The sequence below is a fragment of the Streptomyces sp. NPDC001822 genome (assembly GCF_042892135.1).
In the GTDB taxonomy this organism is placed as follows: Bacteria; Actinomycetota; Actinomycetes; order Streptomycetales; family Streptomycetaceae; genus Streptomyces.
The window spans coordinates 1-22,538 of the sequence record NZ_JBIATW010000010.1; the positions used below are offsets into that span (position 1 = coordinate 1).

The following is a 22,538-nucleotide window of genomic DNA, read 5'->3' on the forward strand; positions in this document are numbered from 1 at the left end:
GGGGGGCGGCGCGCGTGGGTCGCCGGGCGGGGGGGGGGGGCCCGGGGGGGGGCGCGCCGGGGGGGGGGGGGGCCCCCCCCGCGCCCCCCCCCCCGGCGGGGGGGGGGGGGGGCGCCCCCGGGGGGGGGGGGGCCCCCCCCCCCCCGCGTCTCGGGTTTCAGCCGGATGGTGCTCCGGCTGAATCGCGCTCAGCTGAAGGAGTCACCGCAGGCGCAGGAACCCGTCGCGTTCGGGTTGTCGATCGTGAAGCCCTGCTTCTCGATGGTGTCCACGAAGTCGACGGACGCGCCGCCCAGGTACGGGGCGCTCATGCGGTCGGTGACGACCTTGACTCCGCCGAAGTCCTTCACGACGTCACCGTCGAGCGAGCGCTCGTCGAAGAAGAGCTGGTACCGCAGGCCCGAGCAGCCGCCGGGCTGGACGGCGACGCGCAGCGCCAGGTCGTCCCGGCCCTCCTGCTCCAGCAGGGTCTTGACCTTGGATGCGGCGGCGTCGGACAGGAGGATGCCGTCGCTCACGGTGGTGGTCTCGTCCGATACGGACATCTGCTTCTCTCCCGGGTTGTACGGACTGCTTGCCGACGGTCCAACCATCGGGGCCTCGGATTCATTCCGGGCCGGGCGTGTCTGTTGCCTTCATGCTCGCACACCGCACCCGTGGGCGGATGCGTCACATCGACGCTATCGGCATCGTCAAGCTGACGCGAAGCGGTTATGATAGATAGCGTCAATTAGACGAAAAGGCGTTTCGCAGAAAAGAGAGGGTGCGTGTCGTGACCACCGCCCAGCCCCTGGATGTCCAGCCGACCCCGCTCGCCCTCCTGCTGCTCGGCCGCGAGGCCGACCCGCGGAGCGAGCGCGGGGTCGAATGCCCCGGCGACCTGCCCTCACCGTCCGACCCGGACCTGGTGGAGCGGGCCCGCGCGGCCAAGGAGAAGCTCGGGGACAAGGTGTTCATCCTCGGCCACCACTACCAGCGCGACGAGGTCATCCAGTTCGCGGACGTCACCGGCGACTCGTTCAAACTCGCCCGCGACGCCGCCGCCAGGCCCGAGGCGGAGTACATCGTCTTCTGCGGCGTGCACTTCATGGCGGAGTCCGCGGACATCCTCACCGGCGACGACCAGAAGGTCGTCCTGCCGGACCTGGCCGCGGGCTGCTCGATGGCCGACATGGCCACCGCCGAGCAGGTCGCCGAGTGCTGGGACGTGCTGACCGAGGCGGGAGTCGCCGACCAGGTCGTGCCCGTCTCGTACATGAACTCCTCCGCCGACATCAAGGCCTTCACGGGCAAGCACGGCGGCACGATCTGCACCTCCTCCAACGCGAAGCGCGCACTGGAGTGGGCCTTCGAGCAGAGGGAGCCCTCGGCGGGCAAGGTGCTCTTCCTGCCGGACCAGCACCTGGGCCGCAACACCGCCGTGCGTGACATGGGGATGAGCCTGGAGGACTGCGTCCTCTACAACCCGCACAAGCCGAACGGCGGACTGACCGCCGAGCAGCTGCGCGACGCGAAGATGATCCTGTGGCGCGGGCACTGCTCGGTGCACGGACGGTTCTCGGTGCAGTCCGTCGAGGACGTACGGGAGCGGATCCCCGGCGTCAACGTGCTGGTGCACCCGGAGTGCAAGCACGAGGTCGTGGCGGCCGCGGACTACGTGGGCTCGACGGAGTACATCATCAAGGCCCTGGAAGCCGCTCCGGCCGGTTCCAAGTGGGCCATCGGTACGGAACTGAACCTGGTGCAGCGGCTGGCGAACCGTTTCGCCGCCGAGGACAAGGAGATCGTCTTCCTCGACAGGACGGTCTGCTTCTGCTCGACGATGAACCGGATCGACCTGCCGCACCTGGTGTGGACCCTGGAGTCGCTGGCCGAGGGGAACCTGGTCAACCGCATCCAGGTCGACGAGGAGACTGAGAAGTTCGCGAAGCTGGCACTGGAGCGGATGCTGGCGCTTCCGTAGGGCGCGGCCCCGCGCACGGCCGAGGCGTACGCAGCCGTCGGCGCGCACGGCAGGGGCCCTTGGCACCATCCGGACGGACGGTGCCAAGGGCCCCTTCTTCTCGCGCCGTGAACCGCTTCCAGCGAAGCGCCGGCGGTCAGGCCTTCGCGGGCTCCGGCTCCTCGGAGGAGACCTCCTCCGGCGCCTCCGCGGCCGCCGTACCGGACTTCGCCTCACGCTTGGCGGCCTTCTTCTTCGCGCGGCGCTCCTTGCGGAGCTCCACCACCGCGTAGAGCGTCGGCACCAGGAGCAGCGTCAGCAGCGTGGAGGTGATCAGACCGCCGATCACCACGACCGCCAGCGGCTGCGAGATGAAGCCGCCCTCGCCGGTGACGCCGAGCGCCATCGGGAGCAGCGCGAAGATCGTCGCCAGTGCCGTCATGAGGATCGGGCGCAGACGGTGACGTCCGCCCTCCAGGACCGCCTCGACGACGCCCAGACCCTGTGACCTGTACTGGTTGATCAGGTCGATGAGCACGATCGCGTTGGTCACCACGATGCCGATCAGCATCAGCATGCCGATCATCGCCGGCACACCCATCGGGGTGCCCGTGAGGATCAGGAGGCCGATGGCTCCCGTCGCGGCGAACGGGATGGAGACCAGCAGGATCAGCGGCTGGATCAGCGACCGGAAGGTGGCCACCAGCAGCATGAAGACGATCGCGATGGCCGCCAGCATGGCCAGCCCCAGCTTCACGAAGGCGTCGCCCTGGTCCTGGGTGACACCGCCGATGGTCGCGGTGGCGCCCTCCGGGAGGTCCAGCCCGTCGATCTTCTGCTGGAGCGAGGCGCCGACCGCGCCGGTGTTGTCGCCGGTCGGCTTGGCGGTGATCGTCGCCGCGCGCTGACCGTCGATCCGGGTCATGGAGACCGGGCCGGGGACCAGTTCGACGTCGGCGATGTCGCCGAGCTTCACGGGGCCGAGGGACAGCGCCTTCAGCTCGGCCATGGTGGTGGCCGGACGCGAGGACTTCACGACGATGTCGCGCTCGGCGTCGTCCATGACCGCCTTGCCGGACGGGGTGCCCTGCACCGCGCCCGCGACCACTCCGCCGAGCGTGGTCTGGTCGAATCCGGCGTCCGCCGCCTTGGCGTTGGCCGTGACCGAGATGCGCGGCACACTCTGCGCCAGGTCGCTCTGGACGTCGGTGACGTCCTTCAGCTTCGCGACCTCTCCCCGGACCGCTTCGGACGCCTTCTTGAGGACGTCCGCGTCGGCGGCCTTGACCACGACGCTCAGGTCCTGGCTGCCGAACCCGTCGCCCGCCGCGATCGTGGTGTCGCCGATGCCGTCGAGCTTGCCGAGTGCCTCGTCGATCCGCTCCTGCGTGGCGTCGAAGTCGGCCGAGTCCTTGAGGGTGATCTGGTAGGAGGCCTGGTTGGCACCCGTGCCGCCGCCGAAGGCCGCCATGAAGCCTGAGGAGCCGACGGTGACCTGGTAGTCCTCGACGCCCTTGTCGGCGGCGAGGACCTTCTCGACCTTCCGCGCGGCCTCGTCCGCCGCTTCCAGGCTGGTGCCGGGGGTCAGCTCCTGCTTGATGGAGAGGACCTCCTGCTCGCCCTGGTCGAAGAAGTTCGTCTTCAGCAGCGGCGCCATGCCGAAGGTGCCGAACAGGACCGCGAAGGCGATGAGGATGCTGGTGACGCGACGCCGGGTGGCGAAGCGCAGCACGGGGACGTAGATCCGCTGGAGCCGGCTCGCGGCTTCCTTCTCCTCGGCCTTGCGGCGCGCCTCGTCCGGATCGGCGTCGGTGCCCTTGGGCGGCCGCAGGAACCAGTACGAGAGCACCGGGACGACGGTCAGCGAGACCAGCAGCGAGGCCAGCAGCGCCGCCGTGATGGTGAGGGAGAACGAGCCGAAGAGCTGCCCGACCATGCCGCCGACCAGCCCGATGGGCAGGAAGACCGCGACGGTGGTGAGCGTGGACGCGGTGACCGCGCCGGCCACCTCGCGGACGGCGGCGATGATCGCCGACTGCCGCTCCTCGCCGTAGCCGAGATGGCGCTTGATGTTCTCCAGGACCACGATCGAGTCGTCGACCACGCGGCCGATCGCGATGGTCAGCGCCCCGAGCGTGAGCATGTTCAGCGACAGGTCGCGGGTCCAGAGCACGATCAGCGCCAGGACCACGGACAGCGGGATGGAGACGGCGGTGACCAGCGTCGAGCGGATCGACGCGAGGAAGACCAGGATCACGACGACCGCGAAGACCAGGCCGAGCCCGCCCTCGGTGGTGAGACCGGAGATCGCCTTGGAGACCGCGGGTCCCTGGTCGGACACGACGGTCAGCTCGGCGCCGGCGCCGAGGTCCTTGCGCAGGTCGGGGAGCTTGTCCTGGACGGCGTCCGAGATGGCGACGGCGCTGCCGTCCTTGTCCATCGTCGCCATGACGGCGAGGCTCGGCTTGCCGTTCGTCCGCGTGATGGAGACCGCGGTGGCGGGCTCCTGCTTCACCGTGGCGATGTCGCCGACGCGGACGGCCTTGCCGCCCTTGCCGCCCCTGCCCGCGTCCCCGCCGGCCGGCGGGATCCTCAGGTCCTCGATCTGCTGGAGCGAGGAGTAGGCACCGCCGACCTGGATGGTGCGGCTCTTGCCCGACTCGGCGAACGAACCGGCCGGGACGGTGGCACCGCCCGCCTGGAGCGCCTGGGCCAGCGAGCCGGCGTTGAGACCGGCCGCCGCGAGCTTCCGGTCGTCCGGGACCACCGAGACCTGGAGGTCCTGTACGCCGTCGACCGTCACCTGGCCCACGCCGTCGATGTCCTCGAGCGCCGGGACGACCGTGCGGTCGAGCTGGTCGGCCAGCGCCTGCTGGTCCTTGTCCGAGGTGACCGCGAGGACGACGGTCGGGATGTCGTCGGTCGAGCCGGCGATGACCTGCGGGTCGACACTGTCGGGCAGCTGGATGCGGGCCCGGTTCACGGCCTGCTGGATGTCGGCGACGAGCTGCTTCGTGCCGTCGTCACCGAAGTCGAACGTCGCCATGATGACGGCGTTGCCCTCGCTGGCGGTCGAGGTGATGCCCTCGACGCCGTCGACGGCCTTGATGGAGTTCTCGAGGGGTTCGACGACCTGCTTCTCGACCACGTCGGGAGACGCACCCTGGTAGGGCGCCAGCACCGACACCATCGGGAGTTCGATGGTGGGCAGCAGCTGCTGCTTGAGCTGCGGGATCGCGATGGCTCCGAAGACGAGCGCGACGATCGAGATCAGCCCGATCAGGGCCCGTTGCGCGAGGCTGAATCTGGACAGCCAGGACATGGGTGGGTCTCTCTCTTCTGTGGCGTACGAGGCGGTCGGGCGGCTGTCGGTGGCACAGCAAGGGACAGGACAGGGGGACACCGCAGGGGACATCGCAGGGAACACGACGGGGGACAACAGCCCGCCCACCTATACGATCGCCGGTCCCGCGCGCGAAAACGTCGGCCCCCGGGCTGCTTTCTTATCCCGCGCATACCGCGCCTGGAGTACGCCGCCTCCACCTTTCGCTCCACCCGGGAGCAGGCCCGGCTCCACCCCTTACTCCACCCTGGGGCGCACCAGACCCGATTCGTACGCGATGACGACCAACTGGGCCCGGTCGCGCGCTCCCAGCTTGGCCATCGCCCGGTTCACATGCGTCTTCACGGTGAGGGGGCTGACGGCGAGACGCTCGGCGATCTGGTCGTTGGAGTGGCCGCCGGCGACCAGCACGAGCACCTCGCGCTCGCGCTGGGTGAGGGCGGCGAGGCGCTCGGAGTACTCCGCCGCGTCGGGCCCCGCGCCCGAAGTGCCGCCCTGGGCCAGGAAGGTGGCGATGAGGCCCTTGGTCGCGGCCGGGGAGAGCAGTGCCTCACCGGCGGCGGCGATGCGGATGGCGTTCAGCAGTTCGTCCGGCTCCGCGCCCTTGCCGAGGAATCCGGAGGCGCCGGCGCGCAGGGACTGCACCACGTAGTCGTCCACCTCGAAGGTGGTGAGCATGACGATCCGAACGCCTGCCAGGTCGGGGTCGGCGCTGATCATCCGGGTCGCGGTGAGTCCGTCGGTGCCCGGCATCCGGATGTCCATCAGCACGACGTCGGCGAGGGTCGAGCGGGCCAGCGAGACGGCCTCGGCACCGTCCGCCGCCTCACCCACGACCCGCATGTCGGGCTCGGAGTCCACCAGCACCCGGAACGCGCTGCGCAGCAGCGCCTGGTCGTCGGCCAGCAGCACCTTGATGGGCGTCATACGGATCCCCCCGTCGTCTCCGCGGTGACCGGCCCCTCCGGCGCACGTGTGCGGGACGTGACGGGCAGGATCGCATGGACCCGGAATCCGCCGCCGTAACGGGGCCCGGCCGTCAGTGTGCCGCCGAGCGCGGTGACCCGCTCGCGCATCCCGATCAGGCCGTGGCCACCGCCGCCGCCGTCGGAAGGTGTCGCGCCCGGAGCCGTCCCCCTCCCGTTGTCGAGCACCGTGATCTCCGCGGTCTCCCCGACCCGGACGACGCTGACCTCGGCCTTCGCCTCTCCCCCCGCGTGCTTGCGCACGTTCGTCAGGGCCTCCTGGATGATCCGGTACGCGGCGAGGTCGGCGGCGGCGGGCAGCGGACTGTCCCGGTCGGCGCAGGCCACCTCGACGGGCAGTCCCGCGTTGCGGAAGGTGTCGACCAGCGCGTCGAGGACCGCGAGCCCGGGTGCGGGTTCGGTGGGCGCCTCCGGATCTCCGGACTGCCGCAGGAGCCCGACGGTGGCCCGGAGCTCGTTGAGCGCGGAGCGGCTGGCCTCCCGTACGTGGGCGAGCGCCTCCTTCGCCTGGTCGGGGCGCTTGTCCATGACGTGGGCGGCCACCCCGGCCTGCACGTTGACCAGGGCGATGTGGTGGGCCACGACGTCGTGCAGGTCGCGGGCGATGCGCAGGCGCTCCTCGGCGACCCTGCGGCGGGCCTCCTCCTCGCGAGTGCGTTCCGCGCGCTCGGCCCGCTCCCTGATCGCGTCGATGAAAGCCCTGCGGCTGCGCACCGCGTCACCGGCCGCGCCCGCCAGGCCGGTCCAGGCGAGGACGCCGACGTTCTCCTGGCTGTACCAGGGGGTGCTGCCGACGACCATGGCGGCCACGGTCAGCACCCCCATCGTCAGCAGACCGACCCGCCAGGTGGTGGGCCGGTCGGTGCGGGACGCGACGGTGAACAGGGCGACGACCGCGCTCATCACGACGGGGGCGGGCGGGTCCATCAGGACGAACTCGACGGCGGACAGCACTCCCGTCGCGGCCAGCACGGCCATGGGCCTGCGCCTGCGCAGCACGAGCGCACCGGCGGCCAGCACCATCAGAAGCACACTGGACGGTTCCGGGGTGCGGGCGCCGAAGATGGGCTCGTGGCCCGGGTTCGGCTCGGCGAACGACGCGCAGATCATGCAGGCGAGAACGGCCGCGGCCAGTCCGCGGTCGAAGGCGAGGGGGTGGCCGCGAAGCCAGCGGCGGGGCCGCACGAAGCCGGTTCCGAGGGTGGTCACGTCGAGCAACGGTACGGCGTGGCATCGACGCCGCGGTCCGTGCCGTGTCAGGACGCCGTCACAGCGCCGGGGGCCGGGACGCGAGGGGGCTCCGGCAGCACGCCGCCCCGCCCCGGAGGGACCGGGGCGGGGCGGCGTACGGAGTGCGGCGGAGGGACGGCCCCGCTCAGCCGGGGATGAGCCCGTCGTCGCGGAGCATGGAGCGGACCTCTTCGAGGGTGGCGTCGGGTGCCGGAAGGATCAGTTCGGACGGCTCCAGGGAGTCGTCGGGGAGCGGCGATCCGAGCTCGCGCACCTTGTCCAGGAGCGCGTGGAGCGTGGTCCGGAAGCCCGGTCCGTCACCGCTCTCCATCTCCGCGAGGAGTATGTCGTCGAGCGCGTTCAGCTCGGCGATGTGACTGTCGGCCAGGCTGACCTGGCCCTCCCCCATGATCCGTACGATCATGACGCCACCCTCACTGCTTGTCGAACTTGTGCGGGGACTGCTGCGACTGCGGTGCCGCGTCCTGCGTGCCGCCCTCGATGGCCTGCTGCTGTCCGGCGGAGCCGCCGGCCAGCTCGGCCTTCATGCGCTGCAGCTCCAGCTCCACATCCGTACCACCGGAGATCCGGTCCAGCTCGGCGGCGATGTCGTCCTTCGCCGTGCCGGACGGGTCGTCGAGCGCGCCCGAGGCCAGCAGCTCGTCGATGGCCCCCGCACGCGCCTGCAGCTGCTGGGTCTTGTCCTCGGCCCGCTGGATCGCGAGACCGACGTCGCCCATCTCCTCGGAGATGCCCGAGAACGCCTCGCCGATGCGCGTCTGGGCCTGGGCGGCGGTGTAGGTGGCCTTGATGGTCTCCTTCTTCGTGCGGAAGGCGTCGACCTTCGCCTGCAGGCGCTGGGCCGCGAGAGTGAGCTTCTCCTCCTCGCCCTGCAGCGTCTGGTGCTGCGTCTCCAGGTCCGAGACCTGCTGCTGGAGGGCGGCACGCCGGGACAGCGCCTCGCGGGCCAGGTCCTCGCGACCGAGCGCGAGCGCCTTGCGGCCCTGGTCCTCCAGCTTGGACGACTGGCCCTGCAACTGGTTCAGCTGCAGCTCGAGCCGCTTGCGCGAGGTCGCCACGTCGGCGACGCCGCGGCGTACCTTCTGCAGCAGTTCGAGCTGCTTCTGGTACGAGTAATCGAGGGTCTCGCGCGGATCCTCGGCCCGGTCAAGGGCCTTGTTTGCCTTCGCGCGGAAGATCATTCCCATACGCTTCATGACACCGCTCATGGGCTTCGCGCGCCCCCTTCTGACGGACTGAGCTCCAGCACTCCAACAGAACCCACAGTACGGGCCCTGTCTCCATTACCGCACTGTTCGAGCACGGATGTGCTCCTCCCCAAGGACGACTGACGCCGGTCAGCGCTCCCGCCCAGGGAGTAGACGAAGATCAGGGGAAGTCACGGCGGCAGTCCGTTCTGCCCCTGTCACACCGCTTTTCTGGACGCGGGCCGTTGCCGGATCGTTCCCAGCCGGTCCCCGCTCGTCCCGGGCGACCCCTTACCCTTGGGTTTTGTGTTCCGTAGCCGTTCCAAGGAAGAGAAGGCCCCCACCGACAAGGTGACGGCGGACCTCTCCAAGCAGCCCCGCGACCCCCAGGCTCCCAAAGGTCGCCCGACCCCCCGGCGCAGCGACGCCCAGACGCAGCGCCGGCGCGCCTCCAGTGGTGCGCCGACGGACCGCAAGGAGGCCGCCAAGCGCCAGCGCGAAGCCCGCCGCTCCGACATGGCCCGGCAGCGCGAGGCGCTCGCCTCGGGCGACGAGCGCTACCTGCCGGCGCGGGACAAGGGCCCGGTGCGGCGCTACGTCCGTGACTTCGTGGACTCGCGCTTCTGCATCGCCGAGTGGTTCCTGCCCCTCGCGGTGATCATCCTGATCCTCAGCGTGATCCAGGTGCAGAACATCCAGAACATCTCCCTGCTGCTCTGGCTCGGCGTGATCGTGCTGATCGTCGTCGACTCCGTCGGCCTCGGCTTCCGGCTCAAGAAGCAGCTCGCGCAGCGCTTCCCGGACACCCCGAAGCGCGGCGCGGTGGCCTACGGGCTGATGCGCACGCTCCAGATGCGCCGCCTTCGTCTGCCCAAGCCGCAGGTCAAGCGGGGAGAGCGGCCCTGAGCACGGAGACCTCCGGCTTCACGGGGGTATCCTCCCAGTGGCTGGAGGGCCTCGGTGGACTGCGCAACACGGTCCGCCAGGAGCTCGTCGCCCGGCAGCTCGACGAGCAGATAGCCGGGCGCTTCCCCGTGGGGCAGCGGCTGCGGGTGCTCGACGTCGGCATGGGCCAGGGCACCCAGGCCCTGCGCCTCGCGCGGGCCGGCCACTCCGTGACGGGCCTGGAGTCCGACGCCGAGATGCTGCGGTCCGCGCGGGAGTCCCTGGCGGGCGAGCCCGAGGGCATCCGGGAACGGGTGCGGCTCATCGAGGGCGACGGCCGTGACACCGGGGTGCACTTCCTGCCCGGCAGCTTCGACGTGGTCCTCTGCCACGGCGTGCTGATGTATGTCCCCGAGCCCGATCCGATGCTGGCCGGCCTGGCCCGGATGCTGGCGCCCGGCGGCCTTCTCTCGCTGCTCGTGCGCAACGCGGACGCCCTGGCGATGCGGCCCGGAACCGCGGGCGACTTCGGCGCGGCTCTCGCGGCGTTCGACACGGACACCTACACGAACAGGCTCGGCCTCGAGGTCCGGGCCGACCGGCTCGGAACGCTGCGGGACACGCTCGCCGGCATCGCCGCGCCGCTGCACGCCTGGTACGGCGTGCGCGTCTTCACGGACAACGTGGACAACGCGGCGGAGCTGCCCGGCCCCGAGGAGCTGGCGCAGGTGTTCGCCGCCGAGGACCGGGCGGGGCGCACCGACCCCTACCGCGGGATCGCCGCCCTGCTCCACCTGTGCGGGGTACGCGGCTGATCCGGGCCCGGGCGTACGCCTGATCGGCCCACCAGCGCGGGGCACCGGCACGGCGGCCCGGCCATACTCCGGGCATGGACGCATCGCCGTACCGAAGCCGTGTACGCCGTTCCCTCGTGCCGTCGGCCGCCGCCGTGTGCGCGGCCGTCCTGGCGGGGAGCTGTGCGGGGCCCGGCCCCGCCCCGGCCGCGGCTCCGGCGCGGCAGGGGGTGGTGTCGCGCGCGGCGGGCGATCTGGAGGACCAGTACCAGGCGGTCATCAAGGACGTGCTGCCCTCCGTGGTGCAGATCGCCGCGGGAGACGGGCTCGGCTCGGGCATCGTCTACGACGACAAGGGCCACATCGTCACGAACGCGCACGTCGTCGACGGCGAGAAGACCTTCGACGTCAGCGTCGCGACCGGTGAGAAGGAGCTGAAGGCCACGCTGGTCTCCTCCTATCCGGAGCAGGACCTGGCGGTCATCAAGCTCGACGACGTGCCCGAGGGGCTGCGCGCCGCACGGTTCGGCGACACCGACACGGTCGAGGTGGGGCAGATCGTCCTGGCGATGGGTTCCCCGCTCGGGCTGTCCAGCAGCGTCACCCAGGGCATCGTCTCGGCCGTGGGCCGGACCGTCAGCGAGAGCGCGTCCGGCGGCGGCACGGGGGCGACCCTGGTCGACATGGTGCAGACGTCTGCGGCCATCAACCCCGGCAACAGCGGCGGCGCGCTGGTGAACCTGGACAGCGAGGTGATCGGCATCCCGACCCTCGCGGCGACCGATCCCCAGCTGGGCGGCAGCGCGGCTCCGGGGATCGGTTTCGCGATCCCCGTCTCCATGGTCCGTACGGTCGCCGACCAGATCATCAAGTCCGGCAGGGTCACCGACTCGGGCCGGGCGGCGCTGAACATCACGGGACGCACCGTCGTCGACGACGAGTACCGGCCGGCGGGCGTCGCGATCGTCAGCGTCCAGAAGGGCGGCGGGGCCGCCGACGCGGGTCTGCGCGTCGGGGACGTCATCACCCGGATCGGCGACGACCGGGTCACCACCATCACCTCGCTGTCCGAGGCGCTGGCCGGTGACAAGCCGGGCGAGAAGGTGACCGTGGCCTACACCCGGGGGGACGCGAAGAGGACGGTCCAGGTCACCCTGGGCGAGATCTAGGTCCTCCGGCCGGGCCGGGCGAGATCCAGGTCCTCCGAGGAGCGCGGCGCCGTCCGGCGGGAAGGCGGCGGACCCGCCCGGACGCAGGGGTCCGGGCGGGTCCGGGAGCCTCAGTCGGCCTGGAGACTCATGGGGCCGTAGATCTTCGTCGTGTCCTCGAAGAGCGACACCTGGTCGGCGCCGCCTTCCAGGAGCTCCTTCCAGAACTCACCGATCCAGGACTCCGCGTCGCCCTGCGTCGTGAACTCCTCCGGCTGCAGCGCCGGCTCCGTCTCCGTACCGTCGGACTTCTCGAACCGCCACGTCCACGCCATGTCCGCCTCCTGGGTCACGTTGCTCCCCGAAGACTAGTGGGTGTGCCGGGCGCGCAGGTGCCGCACGGACGCGGGAGGATCGGAGCGTGGAACTGACTCTGCTCGGCACCGGAGCCCCCGACGGGCTGCCGCGGCCCGACTGCCCGTGCGCCGTCTGCGCGTCGTCCCGCGGTGCGCGGGCCCGCGCCGCCACCGCGCTGCTCGTCGACGACGCCCTGCTGCTGGACCTCACACCGGGAGCCGTGTTCGCCGCGGCGCGCGCCGGCCGTTCGCTCTCGGGCGTGCGCCAGGTGCTGCTGACCCATCCTCACGACGGGCCCGCGGTGGAACTGCCCGCCTCGCTGCCCGCCGCCGGACGCGTGCCGGACGGCCAGGAGCTGACACTGATCAGCGGCCACCGGGTCCGGGCCATGGCGATGGACGCGCCGGGCACCGGCTACGAGGTGACGTCGCCGGAGGGCGAGCGCCTGCTCTATCTGCCTCCCGGGGCCTCCCCCGCCGGTCTGGCCGATCCGTTCGCCGAGCCGTACGACATGGTCGTGTGCGACGTGGTCGGCAGGCCGGACGCGGTGGCCAGGCTGCGGGCCGTCGGGGCCGTCACCACCGCCACCGAGGTCGTCGCGGTCCATCTGGACCACGACGCGCCGCCCGGCGCCGAGCTTGACCGGCGGCTCGCGGCCGCCGGGGCCCGGGCCGTGCCGGACGGGACGACCCTTCCGGTGGGCGCCTACCACGCCGTACCCGAAGTGCCCCGGCGCACGCTGGTGACGGGCGGCGCCCGGTCGGGGAAGTCGGTGGAGGCCGAGCAGCGCCTGGAGACGTACCCCGAGGTGGTGTACGTGGCGACCGGCGGCCGCCGGCAGGGCGACACCGAGTGGGAGGCCCGGATCGGGCTGCACCGGGAGCGCAGGCCCGCCGCGTGGCGCACCGAGGAGACGTGCGAACTCGCGGGGCTGCTGGAACAGGACGGGCCGCCGCTGCTGATCGACTGCCTGTCGCTGTGGCTGACGGACGCCATGGACCGGGTGGACGCGTGGGACGACACGGGGTGGACGGACGGCGGGCAGGAGAAGCTGCGCGCACGGGTCGGGGAGCTGGTCCGCGCCGTGCGCGGGACACGTCGCACGGTCGTCGCGGTGACCAACGAGGTCGGTTCCGGGGTGGTTCCGGCCACGGCCTCCGGCCGGCGCTTCCGGGATGAACTGGGCCGCCTGAACGCCGCGTTCGCCGCCGAGTGCGAGGAGGTGCTGCTGGTGGTGGCCGGGCGGGCCCTGGTGCTGCGCGGCTGATCGCCGCGGGGTGCCGGGGCGGGGACGCGTGCGGGGCTGCCGGGTACTGTTCCCGGCAGGAGCCCTCAGCGGGGTTCCGGCCCACCCTGTGACGACCCGCGAGGCAGACCCCCGTGAATCTGGACGACTTCTCCGACCTGATCGAACGCCCCGACGGGGGTGTGCGGCGTGATGCCGAGGAACGCCGGGAGCGGCTGGCCGTTCCCGTGGGCGCCCTCGGCCGTCTCGACGAACTGGGTGAATGGCTCTCGGCCGCCCAGCAGTCGGTGCCGGTCAGGCCGGTGGACCATCCGCGCGTCGTGCTGTTCGCCGGTGACCACGGGGTCGCCGAGCTGGGGGTGTCCGGCAGGGCCGCCGGGACCGCGCACCGGCTGGTGCGGGACACGCTGGACGGGACCAGCCCCGTCGCCGTGCTGGCCCGCCGCCTCTCCGTGCCCGTGCGCATCGTCGACGCCGGTCTGGACTGCGACCCGGAGCTGCTGCCGGACGCCGTCGTGCGCGACCGGGTGCGGCGGGGCAGCGGCCGGATCGACGTCGAGGACGCGCTCACGGCCGAGGAGGCCGAGCGGGCCGTACGCCTCGGGATGCGCATCGCCGACGAGGAGGCCGACTCCGGCACGGACCTCGTGGTGCTGGGTGACCTCAGCGTCGGCGGTACGACGGCGGCCTCGACCCTGATCGCGGCCCTGTGCGGCACGGACGCCTCGGTGGTGACGGGGCGCGGCGGCGCCCGCATCGACGACCTGGCGTGGATGCGCAAGTGCGCGGCGATCCGGGACGCGCTGCGCCGGGCCCGCCCCGTGCTCGGCGACCAGCTGGAGCTGCTGGCTGCGGTGGGCGGCGCGGATCTGGCGGCCATGACCGGCTTCCTGCTGCAGAGCGCGGTGCGCCGGATGCCCGTGGTGCTGGACGGCGTGGTCTCGGCTGCCTGCGCGCTGGTCGCCCAGCGGGCGGCCTTCCGGGCCCCCGACTGGTGGCTCGCCGGCCAGGTGAGCGGCGAGCCCGCTCAGGCCAAGGCGCTGGACCGGATGGCGCTGACACCGCTGCTGGACCACGGGGTGACGGTCGGTGAGGGCAGCGGCGCGCTGCTGGCCCTCCCGCTCGTCCAGGCCGCCGCGGCGCTCGCGGCGGAACTCCCCGAGCGGGTACGGGAGTCCGCCGGGGACGAGGAGAAGCCCTCCGGGGACGAGGAGAGGCTTTCCGGGGACGACCCGCAGGACGTGGATTCCGCGGAGGACGGCGAGACCCCCGGGGATCCTCGGCCCGCGGGGACGACGGGCTGACTCCTCAGAGCCCGCCGGGTCGCCTTCGATCGGAAAGCACGGGCGCCCGGTCGGAGGCCACCCGACGGGCGCTCAGAGCCCGGCGCCGGGCCGGGGCCCCGGGAGCGCGGTCCTGTCCGGCGCCCCGCCGATCAGGTCCTGGAAGCGGCGCCGGGGTCCGGCCCAGCGCACGTCGTGGTGATACGCCCTCAGCACCGCCCTGGCGCGGGCCCGATGGCGGCGGCGGTAGAAGCGCTTCGCCCAGAACGAGGCGGGCCGGGCCAGCCGGATCGCGCCGATCAGCGCGATGAACGGGATCAGCGTCCCGATCACCGCCATCCGGGCCTTGCCCTTGAACAGGGCGACCAGCACGAAGCCGAAGTTGCAGACGTACGTCAGGGCGACGCCCAGCCTGCTCTGCTGCTCCTCACCCGTCAGCTCGTCCACACCGAGCGGCGAGAAGCCGAGCAGCACGAGCAGGACGAGCGAGGCGGTGAGGACGACGACCTCCACGCTCTGCCGGCCCTCCTCGGTCCAGTACACGTCGTCCAGGTGCAGGATCAGCGCGAACTCGTCGAGCACGAGACCCGCGCCGATGCCGAAGACGACCGCGAAGACCCCGGCGGCCACGCCCTGCTGACCGCTCGCGACCGCACCGAACCCTCCGACCACCGAGAGCACGACCCCGGGCACCACATGGTGGACGTGCACGCCGCCGGGCGTGATGTTGCGGAACGGCCCCTTCCCCGCCCTGATCATGCGGGTGATCACCCGGGTGACCGCGAAGGTCAGGACGAAGGCGCTCAGGGCGATCAGCAGGGGGAGCTTGCCCGGCTCGACGATGTTCTGCTGGAACCAGTGACCCATGCCACCTCCACCCGGGGATCCACCTATACGGCTTTCGAGCCACTTTGCCCCATCTGGCGCCCGGTCACACCGGCTAGCCTGCGCGCGGTGACCTCCCTGAACAGCCACGGCCTGCGTTTCGCCTTCGGCACCCTGACCGCGCTCCCCGTCCGCGTCACCCGCTGGGACCGCCGGACCGCCCGCGCCGGCATGCTGTGCGCCCCCCTCGCCGGACTCGCCGTGGGCCTGCTCGCCGCCGCCTCCGGGAGTCTGCTGCTGCTCGGCGGGGCGGGAGCCCTGGTGGCGGCGGTCGCCTCCGCCGCGCTCCCGGCCGCGGTGACCAGGGGGCTGCACCTGGACGGGCTCGCGGACACCGCCGACGGACTCGGCAGCGCGCAGCCGGCCGAGGCCGCGCTGCGGATCATGAAGCAGTCGGACATCGGCCCGTTCGGCGTGATCACCCTGCTGTTCGTGCTGCTGGGCCAGGTCGCCGCCCTCTTCGAGCTCTACGGCCGGGGGTGGGCCGACGGCGCGCTGGGCGCGGTGGCCGCCGCCGTCACGGCCAGGCTCGCGCTGACGCTCGCCTCGCGGCGCGGTGTCCCGGCGGCGCGGCCCGAGGGGCTCGGCGCGGCGGTGGCGGAGACGGTCCCGCCCCGGGGCGCGGCGGCCGCGGCCTGTGCCGTGGTCGCCTGCTGCGCGGGGGCCGGCGCCCTGCTGGGCGGACACGGCGCGGCACTCCACCTGACGCTCGCCGTCCTGGCCGGCATCGGGGCGGCGCACCTGATGCTGCGTCACTGCGTACGGCGCTTCGGCGGCGTGACCGGCGACGTGTTCGGCGCGCTGGAGGAGACCGCGGTGACCACGGTCCTGCTGGCCCTCGCGCTGGGCTGACCGGCCGGGCCGAAGGGCGTCCGCGGGGCTCCCGCGGGCACCGCCGCGCGTACCCCCGCCCGGCGGACGGCCCGCCCCCGTGAGGCCGGGACTCGGGCGCGCGTAGGCTCATATCCGGCACATTGCGGCGGCGTCCACGATGCGCCGGGCCCGGTCGGCCCACCCCTCGACCGGCACACAACTCAACGGAAGCGAGATTTCACCACCGTGACTGCTCTCACTCTCAGCACCTCAGGTGCAGCGACGCTGCGCGCCGACGCACTCGTCGTCGGTGTCGCCAAGGGCGCTGGGTCCAAGTCCGGGGGCCTGGTCGTGGCACCGGGCGCCGAGGCCGTGGACAAGGCGTTCGACGGAAAGCTCGCCGCCGTCCTGGAGACGCTGGGCGCCTCCGGGGCCGAGGGCGAAGTGACCAAGCTCCCCGCCCCCTCCGGCCTGAAGGCCCCCGTCGTCATCGCGGTCGGACTCGGTCCGGTCCCGGAGAAGGACGACGCCTACGACGCCGAGACGCTGCGCCGGGCCGCCGGCAGCGCCGCCCGTGCGCTCAAGGGCTCGAAGAAGGCCGGATTCGCGCTGCCGACCGAGTCCGTCGAGGACGCCTCGGCCATCGCGGAGGGTGCGCTCCTCGGCGCGTACGCCTTCACCGCCTACCAGGGCGGCGAGAACAAGCTCGCCCCCAAGGACACCAAGCCCGACGCCCGGAAGCTGCCGCTCGGCGAGGTCGCCCTGCTCGGCACCAAGCCGCGCGACAAGGCCTTCAAGGCGGCCGCCGAGCGCGCCGTCGCGGTGGCCGAGGAGATCAACCGGGCCCGCGACCTGATCAACACCCCGCCGAACGACCTGTACCCCGAGTCCTTCGCCGCCGTGGCCACCGCCGCCGGCAAGGAGCACGGCATCAAGGTGCAGGTCCTCGACGAGAAGGCGCTCGTCAAGGGCGGCTACGGCGGTCTGCTCGGCGTCGGCCAGGGTTCCACCCACGGACCGCGCCTGGTCAAGCTGGCCTACACCCACCCCAAGGCCGAGAAGACCCTGGCGCTCGTGGGCAAGGGCATCACCTACGACTCGGGCGGCATCTCGCTCAAGCCGGCCGGGCACAACGAGACGATGAAGTGCGACATGAGCGGCGCGGCCGCCGTGTTCGCCGCCGTCGTCTCGGCGTCCCGCCTCGGCCTCCGGGTCAACGTCACCGGCTGGCTGGCCCTCGCCGAGAACATGCCGTCCGGCAACGCCACCCGCCCGGGTGACGTGCTGCACATGTACAGCGGCAAGACCGTCGAGGTCCTCAACACGGACGCCGAGGGCCGCCTGGTCCTCGCGGACGCGCTGACCCGCGCCTCGGAGGAGAAGCCCGACGCCATCGTCGACGTCGCGACCCTGACCGGCGCGATGGTCCTCGCCCTCGGCAACCGCACCTTCGGTGTGATGTCGAACGACGACGCCTTCCGTACGTCGATCCACGAGATCGCCGAGGAGGTCGGCGAGGCCTCGTGGCCGATGCCGCTCCCCGCCGACCTGCGCAAGGGCATGGACTCCTCGACCGCCGACATCGCCAACATGGGCGAGCGCATGGGCGGCGGCCTGGTGGCCGGTCTGTTCCTCCAGGAGTTCGTGGGCGAGGGCATCGCCTGGGCGCACCTGGACATCGCCGGCCCGGCGTTCCACGAGGGCGCGCCGTACGGCTACACGCCCAAGGGCGGCACCGGTTCCGCGGTCCGCACCCTGGTCAGGCTGGCCGAGCGCACGGCGGCCGGCGACCTCGGCTGAGGTCCGCACCGGCCGTCCCGCACGGACGATCCGCCCGCGGTGCTCACGCGCCGTACACGGCCCCGGGCATACGTCCGGGGCCGTGGGCGTTCCCCCTTCGGCTCCGACCGGCTTTTCCGGAGATCTGTACGCATCGGTAACCGTTCGGGCCCGGTGATCGTCCGGCCCGGAGCAGGGGCCCGCGTCCCGTCCGCCCGCAACAAGTGCGAAGATGGGTTCTCGGCAGGACAGGGCCCCCACCACAGGGCCGAATAACGCAAGCGGCCGAACACCAGCCGACCGGCCGGTCACACCCCAGCGACGGGGCCCGGCATACGGCGCACATGCATGGAGGACGTGACGTGGCGAACGACGCCAGCACCGTTTTCGACCTAGTGATCCTCGGCGGTGGCAGTGGCGGTTACGCCGCGGCCCTGCGCGGAGCTCAGCTGGGCCTGGACGTCGCACTGATCGAGAAGGGCAAGGTCGGCGGCACCTGCCTGCACAACGGCTGTATCCCCACGAAGGCGCTGCTGCACGCCGGCGAGATCGCCGACCAGGCCCGCGAGGCCGAGCAGTTCGGCGTGAAGGCCACCTTCGAGGGCATCGACATGGCGGCCGTCCACAAGTACAAGGACGACGTGATCTCGGGCCTCTACAAGGGCCTGCAGGGACTCATCGCCTCGCGCAAGGTCCACTACATCGAGGGTGAGGGCCGCCTTTCGTCGCCCACCTCGGTGGACGTGAACGGCCAGCGCGTGCAGGGCCGCCACGTGCTCCTGGCGACCGGCTCCGTGCCGAAGTCGCTGCCGGGCCTGGAGATCGACGGCAACCGCATCATCTCCTCGGACCACGCGCTGAAGCTGGACCGCGTGCCCAAGTCCGCGATCGTCCTGGGCGGCGGCGTCATCGGCGTCGAGTTCGCCTCGGCGTGGAAGTCCTTCGGCACCGACGTCACGATCGTCGAGGGCCTGAAGCACCTGGTCCCGGTCGAGGACGAGAACAGCTCGAAGCTTCTTGAGCGCGCGTTCCGCAAGCGCGGCATCAAGTTCAACCTCGGCACCTTCTTCGACAAGGCCGAGTACACGCAGGACGGCGTGAAGGTCACCCTCGCCGACGGCAAGGCCTTCGAGGCGGAGGTGCTGCTGGTCGCGATCGGCCGCGGTCCCGTCTCCCAGGGTCTGGGCTACGAGGAGGCGGGTGTCGCGATGGACCGCGGCTACGTCCTCGTGGACGAGTACATGCAGACCAACGTCCCGACGATCTCGGCCGTGGGCGACCTCGCCCCGACCCTCCAGCTCGCGCACGTCGGCTTCGCCGAGGGCATCCTCGTGGCGGAGCGCCTGGCCGGCCTCAAGACCGTGCCGGTCGACTACGACGGTGTGCCGAAGGTGACGTACTGCCACCCCGAGGTCGCCTCCGTCGGCATCACCGAGGCGAAGGCCAAGGAGATCTACGGCGCGGACAAGGTCGTCGCGCTCAAGTACAACCTGGCGGGCAACGGCAAGAGCAAGATCCTCAAGACCGCGGGCGAGATCAAGCTCGTCCAGGTCAAGGACGGTGCCGTGGTCGGCGTCCACATGGTCGGTGACCGTATGGGCGAGCAGGTCGGCGAAGCCCAGCTGATCTACAACTGGGAGGCGCTGCCGGCCGAGGTCGCGCAGCTCATCCACGCCCACCCGACGCAGAACGAGGCCATGGGCGAGGCCCACCTGGCCCTGGCCGGCAAGCCTCTCCACTCCCACGACTGATCCAGTCCCGGGCGACGACCGACCACATCCGCACTTTCGTAAGGAGCAACTGAAACCATGTCGGTTTCCGTAACCCTTCCGGCGCTCGGCGAGAGCGTCACCGAGGGCACTGTCACCCGTTGGCTGAAGGCCGAGGGCGAGCGAGTCGAGGCCGACGAGCCGCTGCTCGAGGTCTCGACCGACAAGGTCGACACCGAGATCCCCGCGCCCGCCTCGGGCGTGCTCTCGTCCATCAAGGTGGCCGAGGACGAGACCGTCGAGGTCGGCGCCGAGCTGGCCGTCATCGACGACGGCTCGGGCGCACCCGCGGCCGAGTCCGCGCCGGCCGCCGAGCCGGAGGCCGCTCCGGCCCCGGCCGCCGAGGCCCCCGCGGCACCGGCGCCCGTCGCCGAGGCCCCCGCCGCCGAGGCGCCGGCCCCCGCCGCCGCTCCGGCCGGTGGCGCCTCCGGCACGGACGTCACCCTCCCCGCGCTGGGTGAGAGCGTCACCGAGGGCACCGTCACCCGCTGGCTGAAGGAGGTCGGCGAGGAGGTCGCGGAGGACGAGCCCCTGCTCGAGGTCTCCACGGACAAGGTCGACACCGAGATCCCCGCGCCGGTCGCCGGCGTGCTGCTGGAGATCGTCGTCGGTGAGGACGAGACCGCCGAGGTCGGCGCCAAGCTCGCCGTCATCGGTGCCCCGGGTGCCGCGCCCGCCGCCGCTCCGGCTCCGGCCGCACAGGCCCCCGCCGCCGCTCCGGCCCCCGCCGCCGCGCCCGCCCCGGCCGCACAGGCTCCGGCACCCGCCGCGCCGGCACCGGCACCGGCGGCCCCCGCGGCCCCGGCACCCGCCGCGCCCGCTCCGGCACCCGCTCCCGCCGCCGCACCCGCCCCGGCCGCACAGGCTCCGGCACCGGCAGCCCCGGCAGCGCCCGCCGCCGCGGCTCCCGCCGGGGACGACGGCGCGTACGTCACCCCGCTGGTCCGCAAGCTCGCCGCCGAGAACGGCGTCGACCTGGGCTCGGTCAAGGGCACCGGCGTCGGTGGCCGCATCCGCAAGCAGGACGTAGTGACCGCCGCGGAGGCCGCCAAGGCCGCCGCGGCCGCTCCGGCTCCGGCCGCCGCCGCTCCCGCGGCCAAGGCCGCGCCGAAGCTGGAGGCGTCCCCGCTGCGCGGTCAGACGGTCAAGATGACCCGCATGCGCAAGGTCATCGGCGACAACATGATGAAGGCGCTGCACTCGCAGGCCCAGCTGACCTCGGTGCTCGAGGTCGACGTCACGAAGCTGATGAAGCTGCGCAACCAGGCGAAGGACGCCTTCGCCGCCCGTGAGGGCGTCAAGCTGTCCCCGATGCCGTTCTACGTGAAGGCGGCGGCCCAGGCGCTGAAGGCCCACCCGGTCGTCAACGCCCGGATCAACGAGGACGAGGGCACCATCACGTACTTCGACTCGGAGAACATCGGCATCGCCGTCGACGCCGAGAAGGGTCTGATGACCCCGGTCATCAAGGGTGCGGGCGACCTGAACATCGCCGGTATCTCGAAGAAGACCGCCGAGCTGGCCGGCAAGGCGCGCGGTGGCGGCCTCACTCCGGACGACATGTCCGGCGCGACCTTCACCATCAGCAACACCGGTTCGCGCGGCGCGCTGTTCGACACGGTCATCGTGCCCCCGAACCAGGCCGCCATCCTGGGCATCGGTGCCACGGTGAAGCGTCCGGCGATCATCGAGACGGACGAGGGCACGGTCATCGGCATCCGCGACATGACCTACCTCTCGCTCTCCTACGACCACCGTCTGGTGGACGGCGCGGACGCCGCCCGTTACCTGACCACGGTCAAGGCGATCCTCGAGGCGGGCGAGTTCGAGGTCGAGCTCGGTCTCTGAGCGGTTCGGCTGTAACCAGCCTCACCAGCGGCGCCCCCGTCCGGAACACTTCCGGACGGGGGCGCCGCCGTATTGTCTAGACACCACCCGGTCGTTCCCCGGCCGCCGTTGTCGGTGCAGGCGTCGACGGTTCGCCACGAAGGAGCCCCTCATGACCCCGCCCGTCGTCCACTCGCTGCGCGAACAGATCCGCGAGCACATCGTGGAGGGAATAGTCAGCGGGCGCTGGAAGCCGGGTGAGCGGATCGTGGAGCGCCGCATCGCGACGGAACTGGAGGTCAGCCAGACCCCGGTGCGGGAGGCCCTGCGCGAGCTGGAGACGCTCCGGCTGATCGAGTCGGCCCCCAACAAGGGCGTCCGGGTGCGCAGCCTCACGGCGGCGGACCTGGAGGAGAGCTATCCCGTACGGGCGGGGCTGGAGCAGATCGCGGCCGAGCTGGCGGCCCCGGCCCTCGGCGAGGACTGCTCGGCGCTCGCTCCGCACGTGGCGGCCCTCTACGAGGCCGACCGGCTGGCCGACGGCGAGGCGCAGGTGCGGCACACGGTGGCCTTCCACCGCGAGATGGTGCGGGCCGCCGGGAACGCCGTGCTGCTGCACACCTGGGAGGGGCTGGGCATCGAGGTGTTCACGGCCCTGTCGATCCGCTGGCTGGGCACCGTGCAGAAGTCGTACGCGGAGGAGCACGAGGCGCTCATCGACGCGTTCCTGCGGCGGGACCCGCGGATCGCCGTCCTGGTGAAGGAGCACGTCCTCGGGTGCGCCCCGCGCGCATGAGAGGCGGCCCGACCTGCGCGCCCATCTGCGACGTAGCCCGCTCTGCCGTGCGGTTCGAGGTCCGGTTCACCCCTTTGATCCCGTCACTCCGTGCCCCGTTTCGCGGCACCGCATGCCACTTTTCTTCATATCGAGAAGTTTTGCCCTTCACCCTTTGATCGATCATCGATCGACGACTTACAGTTCAGTCGCGGGCCCACCGGCCCGATCGCCCTGTCCTGCCCGTCAGGGCCTTCTCCACCCCCCT

Annotated in this window: 19 protein-coding genes; 11 read left to right on the forward strand and 8 right to left on the reverse strand. The window is 72.1% G+C overall.

Annotation, left to right across the window (positions count from 1 at the left end; all coding sequences use genetic code 11):
- Window positions 1–188: 188 nt before the first annotated feature.
- Window positions 189–545, reverse strand: a complete 357-nt coding sequence (locus tag ACFYY2_RS22535) for an iron-sulfur cluster assembly accessory protein (protein WP_327119342.1) — start codon at window positions 543–545, stop codon at window positions 189–191.
- 227 nt (window positions 546–772) lie between these two features.
- Here ACFYY2_RS22535 and nadA point away from each other — a divergent pair, with 227 nt between their 5' ends.
- Window positions 773–1,963: a quinolinate synthase NadA gene (nadA, locus tag ACFYY2_RS22540; RefSeq protein ID WP_388745595.1), complete on the forward strand. Its 1,191-nt coding sequence runs from the start codon at window positions 773–775 to the stop codon at window positions 1,961–1,963.
- A gap of 136 nt (window positions 1,964–2,099) precedes the next feature.
- Here nadA and ACFYY2_RS22545 read toward each other — a convergent pair whose 3' ends face one another.
- The 5 genes from ACFYY2_RS22545 to ACFYY2_RS22565 all read right to left on the reverse strand — a co-directional run bounded on the left by ACFYY2_RS22545 (window position 2,100) and on the right by ACFYY2_RS22565 (window position 8,718).
- Window positions 2,100–5,264 (reverse strand): efflux RND transporter permease subunit, encoded by a 3,165-nt coding sequence (locus ACFYY2_RS22545; protein ID WP_388745597.1) that lies wholly within the window; start codon window positions 5,262–5,264, stop codon window positions 2,100–2,102.
- Between the two features lie 258 nt (window positions 5,265–5,522).
- Complete coding sequence (locus ACFYY2_RS22550; protein WP_388745599.1) at window positions 5,523–6,212, reverse strand: response regulator; 690 nt, start codon at window positions 6,210–6,212, stop codon at window positions 5,523–5,525.
- A complete protein-coding gene (locus tag ACFYY2_RS22555) occupies window positions 6,209–7,480 on the reverse strand; it encodes a histidine kinase (protein WP_388745601.1) in 1,272 nt (423 codons plus the stop codon). The genes ACFYY2_RS22550 and ACFYY2_RS22555 overlap by 4 nt, the downstream gene beginning before the upstream one ends.
- A 166-nt stretch (window positions 7,481–7,646) precedes the next feature.
- Window positions 7,647–7,925: a hypothetical protein gene (locus tag ACFYY2_RS22560; protein ID WP_388745603.1), complete on the reverse strand. Its 279-nt coding sequence runs from the start codon at window positions 7,923–7,925 to the stop codon at window positions 7,647–7,649.
- A 10-nt stretch (window positions 7,926–7,935) separates the two neighbouring features.
- Window positions 7,936–8,718 carry a PspA/IM30 family protein gene (locus ACFYY2_RS22565; RefSeq protein ID WP_388745605.1) on the reverse strand — a complete coding sequence of 261 codons (783 nt, stop codon included), beginning with the start codon at window positions 8,716–8,718 and terminating at the stop codon, window positions 7,936–7,938.
- 297 nt (window positions 8,719–9,015) lie between these two features.
- Between ACFYY2_RS22565 and ACFYY2_RS22570 the strand changes: the two genes are divergently transcribed.
- The 3 genes from ACFYY2_RS22570 to ACFYY2_RS22580 all read left to right on the forward strand — a co-directional run bounded on the left by ACFYY2_RS22570 (window position 9,016) and on the right by ACFYY2_RS22580 (window position 11,557).
- The gene (locus tag ACFYY2_RS22570; RefSeq protein WP_388745607.1) at window positions 9,016–9,615 is read left to right on the forward strand and encodes a DUF3043 domain-containing protein; all 600 of its coding nucleotides are present in this window, start codon (window positions 9,016–9,018) and stop codon (window positions 9,613–9,615) included.
- 59 nt (window positions 9,616–9,674) lie between these two features.
- Entirely contained in the window at window positions 9,675–10,409 is a 735-nt protein-coding gene (locus ACFYY2_RS22575) for a class I SAM-dependent methyltransferase (protein WP_388746054.1), read from the forward strand.
- Window positions 10,410–10,483: 74 nt separating this feature from the next.
- A complete protein-coding gene (locus tag ACFYY2_RS22580; protein WP_388745609.1) occupies window positions 10,484–11,557 on the forward strand; it encodes a S1C family serine protease in 1,074 nt (357 codons plus the stop codon).
- A 110-nt stretch (window positions 11,558–11,667) separates the two neighbouring features.
- Here the strand turns inward: ACFYY2_RS22580 and ACFYY2_RS22585 are convergent, their stop codons facing one another.
- Window positions 11,668–11,871, reverse strand: a complete 204-nt coding sequence (locus tag ACFYY2_RS22585; RefSeq protein ID WP_384066507.1) for a hypothetical protein — start codon at window positions 11,869–11,871, stop codon at window positions 11,668–11,670.
- A gap of 86 nt (window positions 11,872–11,957) precedes the next feature.
- Between ACFYY2_RS22585 and ACFYY2_RS22590 the strand changes: the two genes are divergently transcribed.
- Together ACFYY2_RS22590 and cobT are read left to right on the forward strand one after the other, a co-directional pair.
- Entirely contained in the window at window positions 11,958–13,160 is a 1,203-nt protein-coding gene (locus ACFYY2_RS22590) for a bifunctional adenosylcobinamide kinase/adenosylcobinamide-phosphate guanylyltransferase (protein WP_388745611.1), read from the forward strand.
- A gap of 113 nt (window positions 13,161–13,273) precedes the next feature.
- Window positions 13,274–14,443 (forward strand): nicotinate-nucleotide--dimethylbenzimidazole phosphoribosyltransferase, encoded by a 1,170-nt coding sequence (gene cobT, locus ACFYY2_RS22595; protein ID WP_388745613.1) that lies wholly within the window; start codon window positions 13,274–13,276, stop codon window positions 14,441–14,443.
- Between the two features lie 72 nt (window positions 14,444–14,515).
- On the opposite strand, the gene ACFYY2_RS22600 is transcribed toward cobT, so the two are convergent.
- Entirely contained in the window at window positions 14,516–15,289 is a 774-nt protein-coding gene (locus tag ACFYY2_RS22600) for a hypothetical protein (protein WP_388745615.1), read from the reverse strand.
- 87 nt (window positions 15,290–15,376) lie between these two features.
- On the opposite strand from ACFYY2_RS22600, the gene ACFYY2_RS22605 reads away from it, so the two are divergent.
- The 5 genes from ACFYY2_RS22605 to ACFYY2_RS22625 all read left to right on the forward strand — a co-directional run bounded on the left by ACFYY2_RS22605 (window position 15,377) and on the right by ACFYY2_RS22625 (window position 22,291).
- Window positions 15,377–16,159: an adenosylcobinamide-GDP ribazoletransferase gene (locus tag ACFYY2_RS22605; RefSeq protein ID WP_388745617.1), complete on the forward strand. Its 783-nt coding sequence runs from the start codon at window positions 15,377–15,379 to the stop codon at window positions 16,157–16,159.
- Window positions 16,160–16,366: 207 nt separating this feature from the next.
- Window positions 16,367–17,920 carry a leucyl aminopeptidase gene (locus ACFYY2_RS22610; protein WP_388745619.1) on the forward strand — a complete coding sequence of 518 codons (1,554 nt, stop codon included), beginning with the start codon at window positions 16,367–16,369 and terminating at the stop codon, window positions 17,918–17,920.
- Window positions 17,921–18,261: 341 nt separating this feature from the next.
- The gene (gene lpdA / locus ACFYY2_RS22615; protein WP_388745621.1) at window positions 18,262–19,650 is read left to right on the forward strand and encodes a dihydrolipoyl dehydrogenase; all 1,389 of its coding nucleotides are present in this window, start codon (window positions 18,262–18,264) and stop codon (window positions 19,648–19,650) included.
- Window positions 19,651–19,707: 57 nt separating this feature from the next.
- The gene (gene sucB / locus ACFYY2_RS22620; RefSeq protein ID WP_388745623.1) at window positions 19,708–21,516 is read left to right on the forward strand and encodes a 2-oxoglutarate dehydrogenase, E2 component, dihydrolipoamide succinyltransferase; all 1,809 of its coding nucleotides are present in this window, start codon (window positions 19,708–19,710) and stop codon (window positions 21,514–21,516) included.
- 151 nt (window positions 21,517–21,667) lie between these two features.
- Complete coding sequence (locus ACFYY2_RS22625) at window positions 21,668–22,291, forward strand: GntR family transcriptional regulator (protein WP_388745625.1); 624 nt, start codon at window positions 21,668–21,670, stop codon at window positions 22,289–22,291.
- The last annotated feature ends 247 nt before the right edge of the window (window positions 22,292–22,538 follow it).

What these genes read in the sequence shown, in the direction of transcription:
- ACFYY2_RS22600 (WP_388745615.1), bottom strand. Translation starts at nt 15,289, where the DNA reads ATGGGTCACTGGTTCCAGCAGAACATCGTCGAGCCGGGCAAGCTCCCC.
- ACFYY2_RS22535 (WP_327119342.1), bottom strand. Translation starts at nt 545, where the DNA reads ATGTCCGTATCGGACGAGACCACCACCGTGAGCGACGGCATCCTCCTG.
- ACFYY2_RS22565 (WP_388745605.1), bottom strand. Translation starts at nt 8,718, where the DNA reads ATGAAGCGTATGGGAATGATCTTCCGCGCGAAGGCAAACAAGGCCCTT.
- ACFYY2_RS22550 (WP_388745599.1), bottom strand. Translation starts at nt 6,212, where the DNA reads ATGACGCCCATCAAGGTGCTGCTGGCCGACGACCAGGCGCTGCTGCGC.
- ACFYY2_RS22560 (WP_388745603.1), bottom strand. Translation starts at nt 7,925, where the DNA reads ATGATCGTACGGATCATGGGGGAGGGCCAGGTCAGCCTGGCCGACAGT.
- ACFYY2_RS22580 (WP_388745609.1), top strand. Translation starts at nt 10,484, where the DNA reads ATGGACGCATCGCCGTACCGAAGCCGTGTACGCCGTTCCCTCGTGCCG.
- ACFYY2_RS22585 (WP_384066507.1), bottom strand. Translation starts at nt 11,871, where the DNA reads ATGGCGTGGACGTGGCGGTTCGAGAAGTCCGACGGTACGGAGACGGAG.
- sucB (WP_388745623.1), top strand. Translation starts at nt 19,708, where the DNA reads ATGTCGGTTTCCGTAACCCTTCCGGCGCTCGGCGAGAGCGTCACCGAG.
- ACFYY2_RS22545 (WP_388745597.1), bottom strand. Translation starts at nt 5,264, where the DNA reads ATGTCCTGGCTGTCCAGATTCAGCCTCGCGCAACGGGCCCTGATCGGG.
- ACFYY2_RS22625 (WP_388745625.1), top strand. Translation starts at nt 21,668, where the DNA reads ATGACCCCGCCCGTCGTCCACTCGCTGCGCGAACAGATCCGCGAGCAC.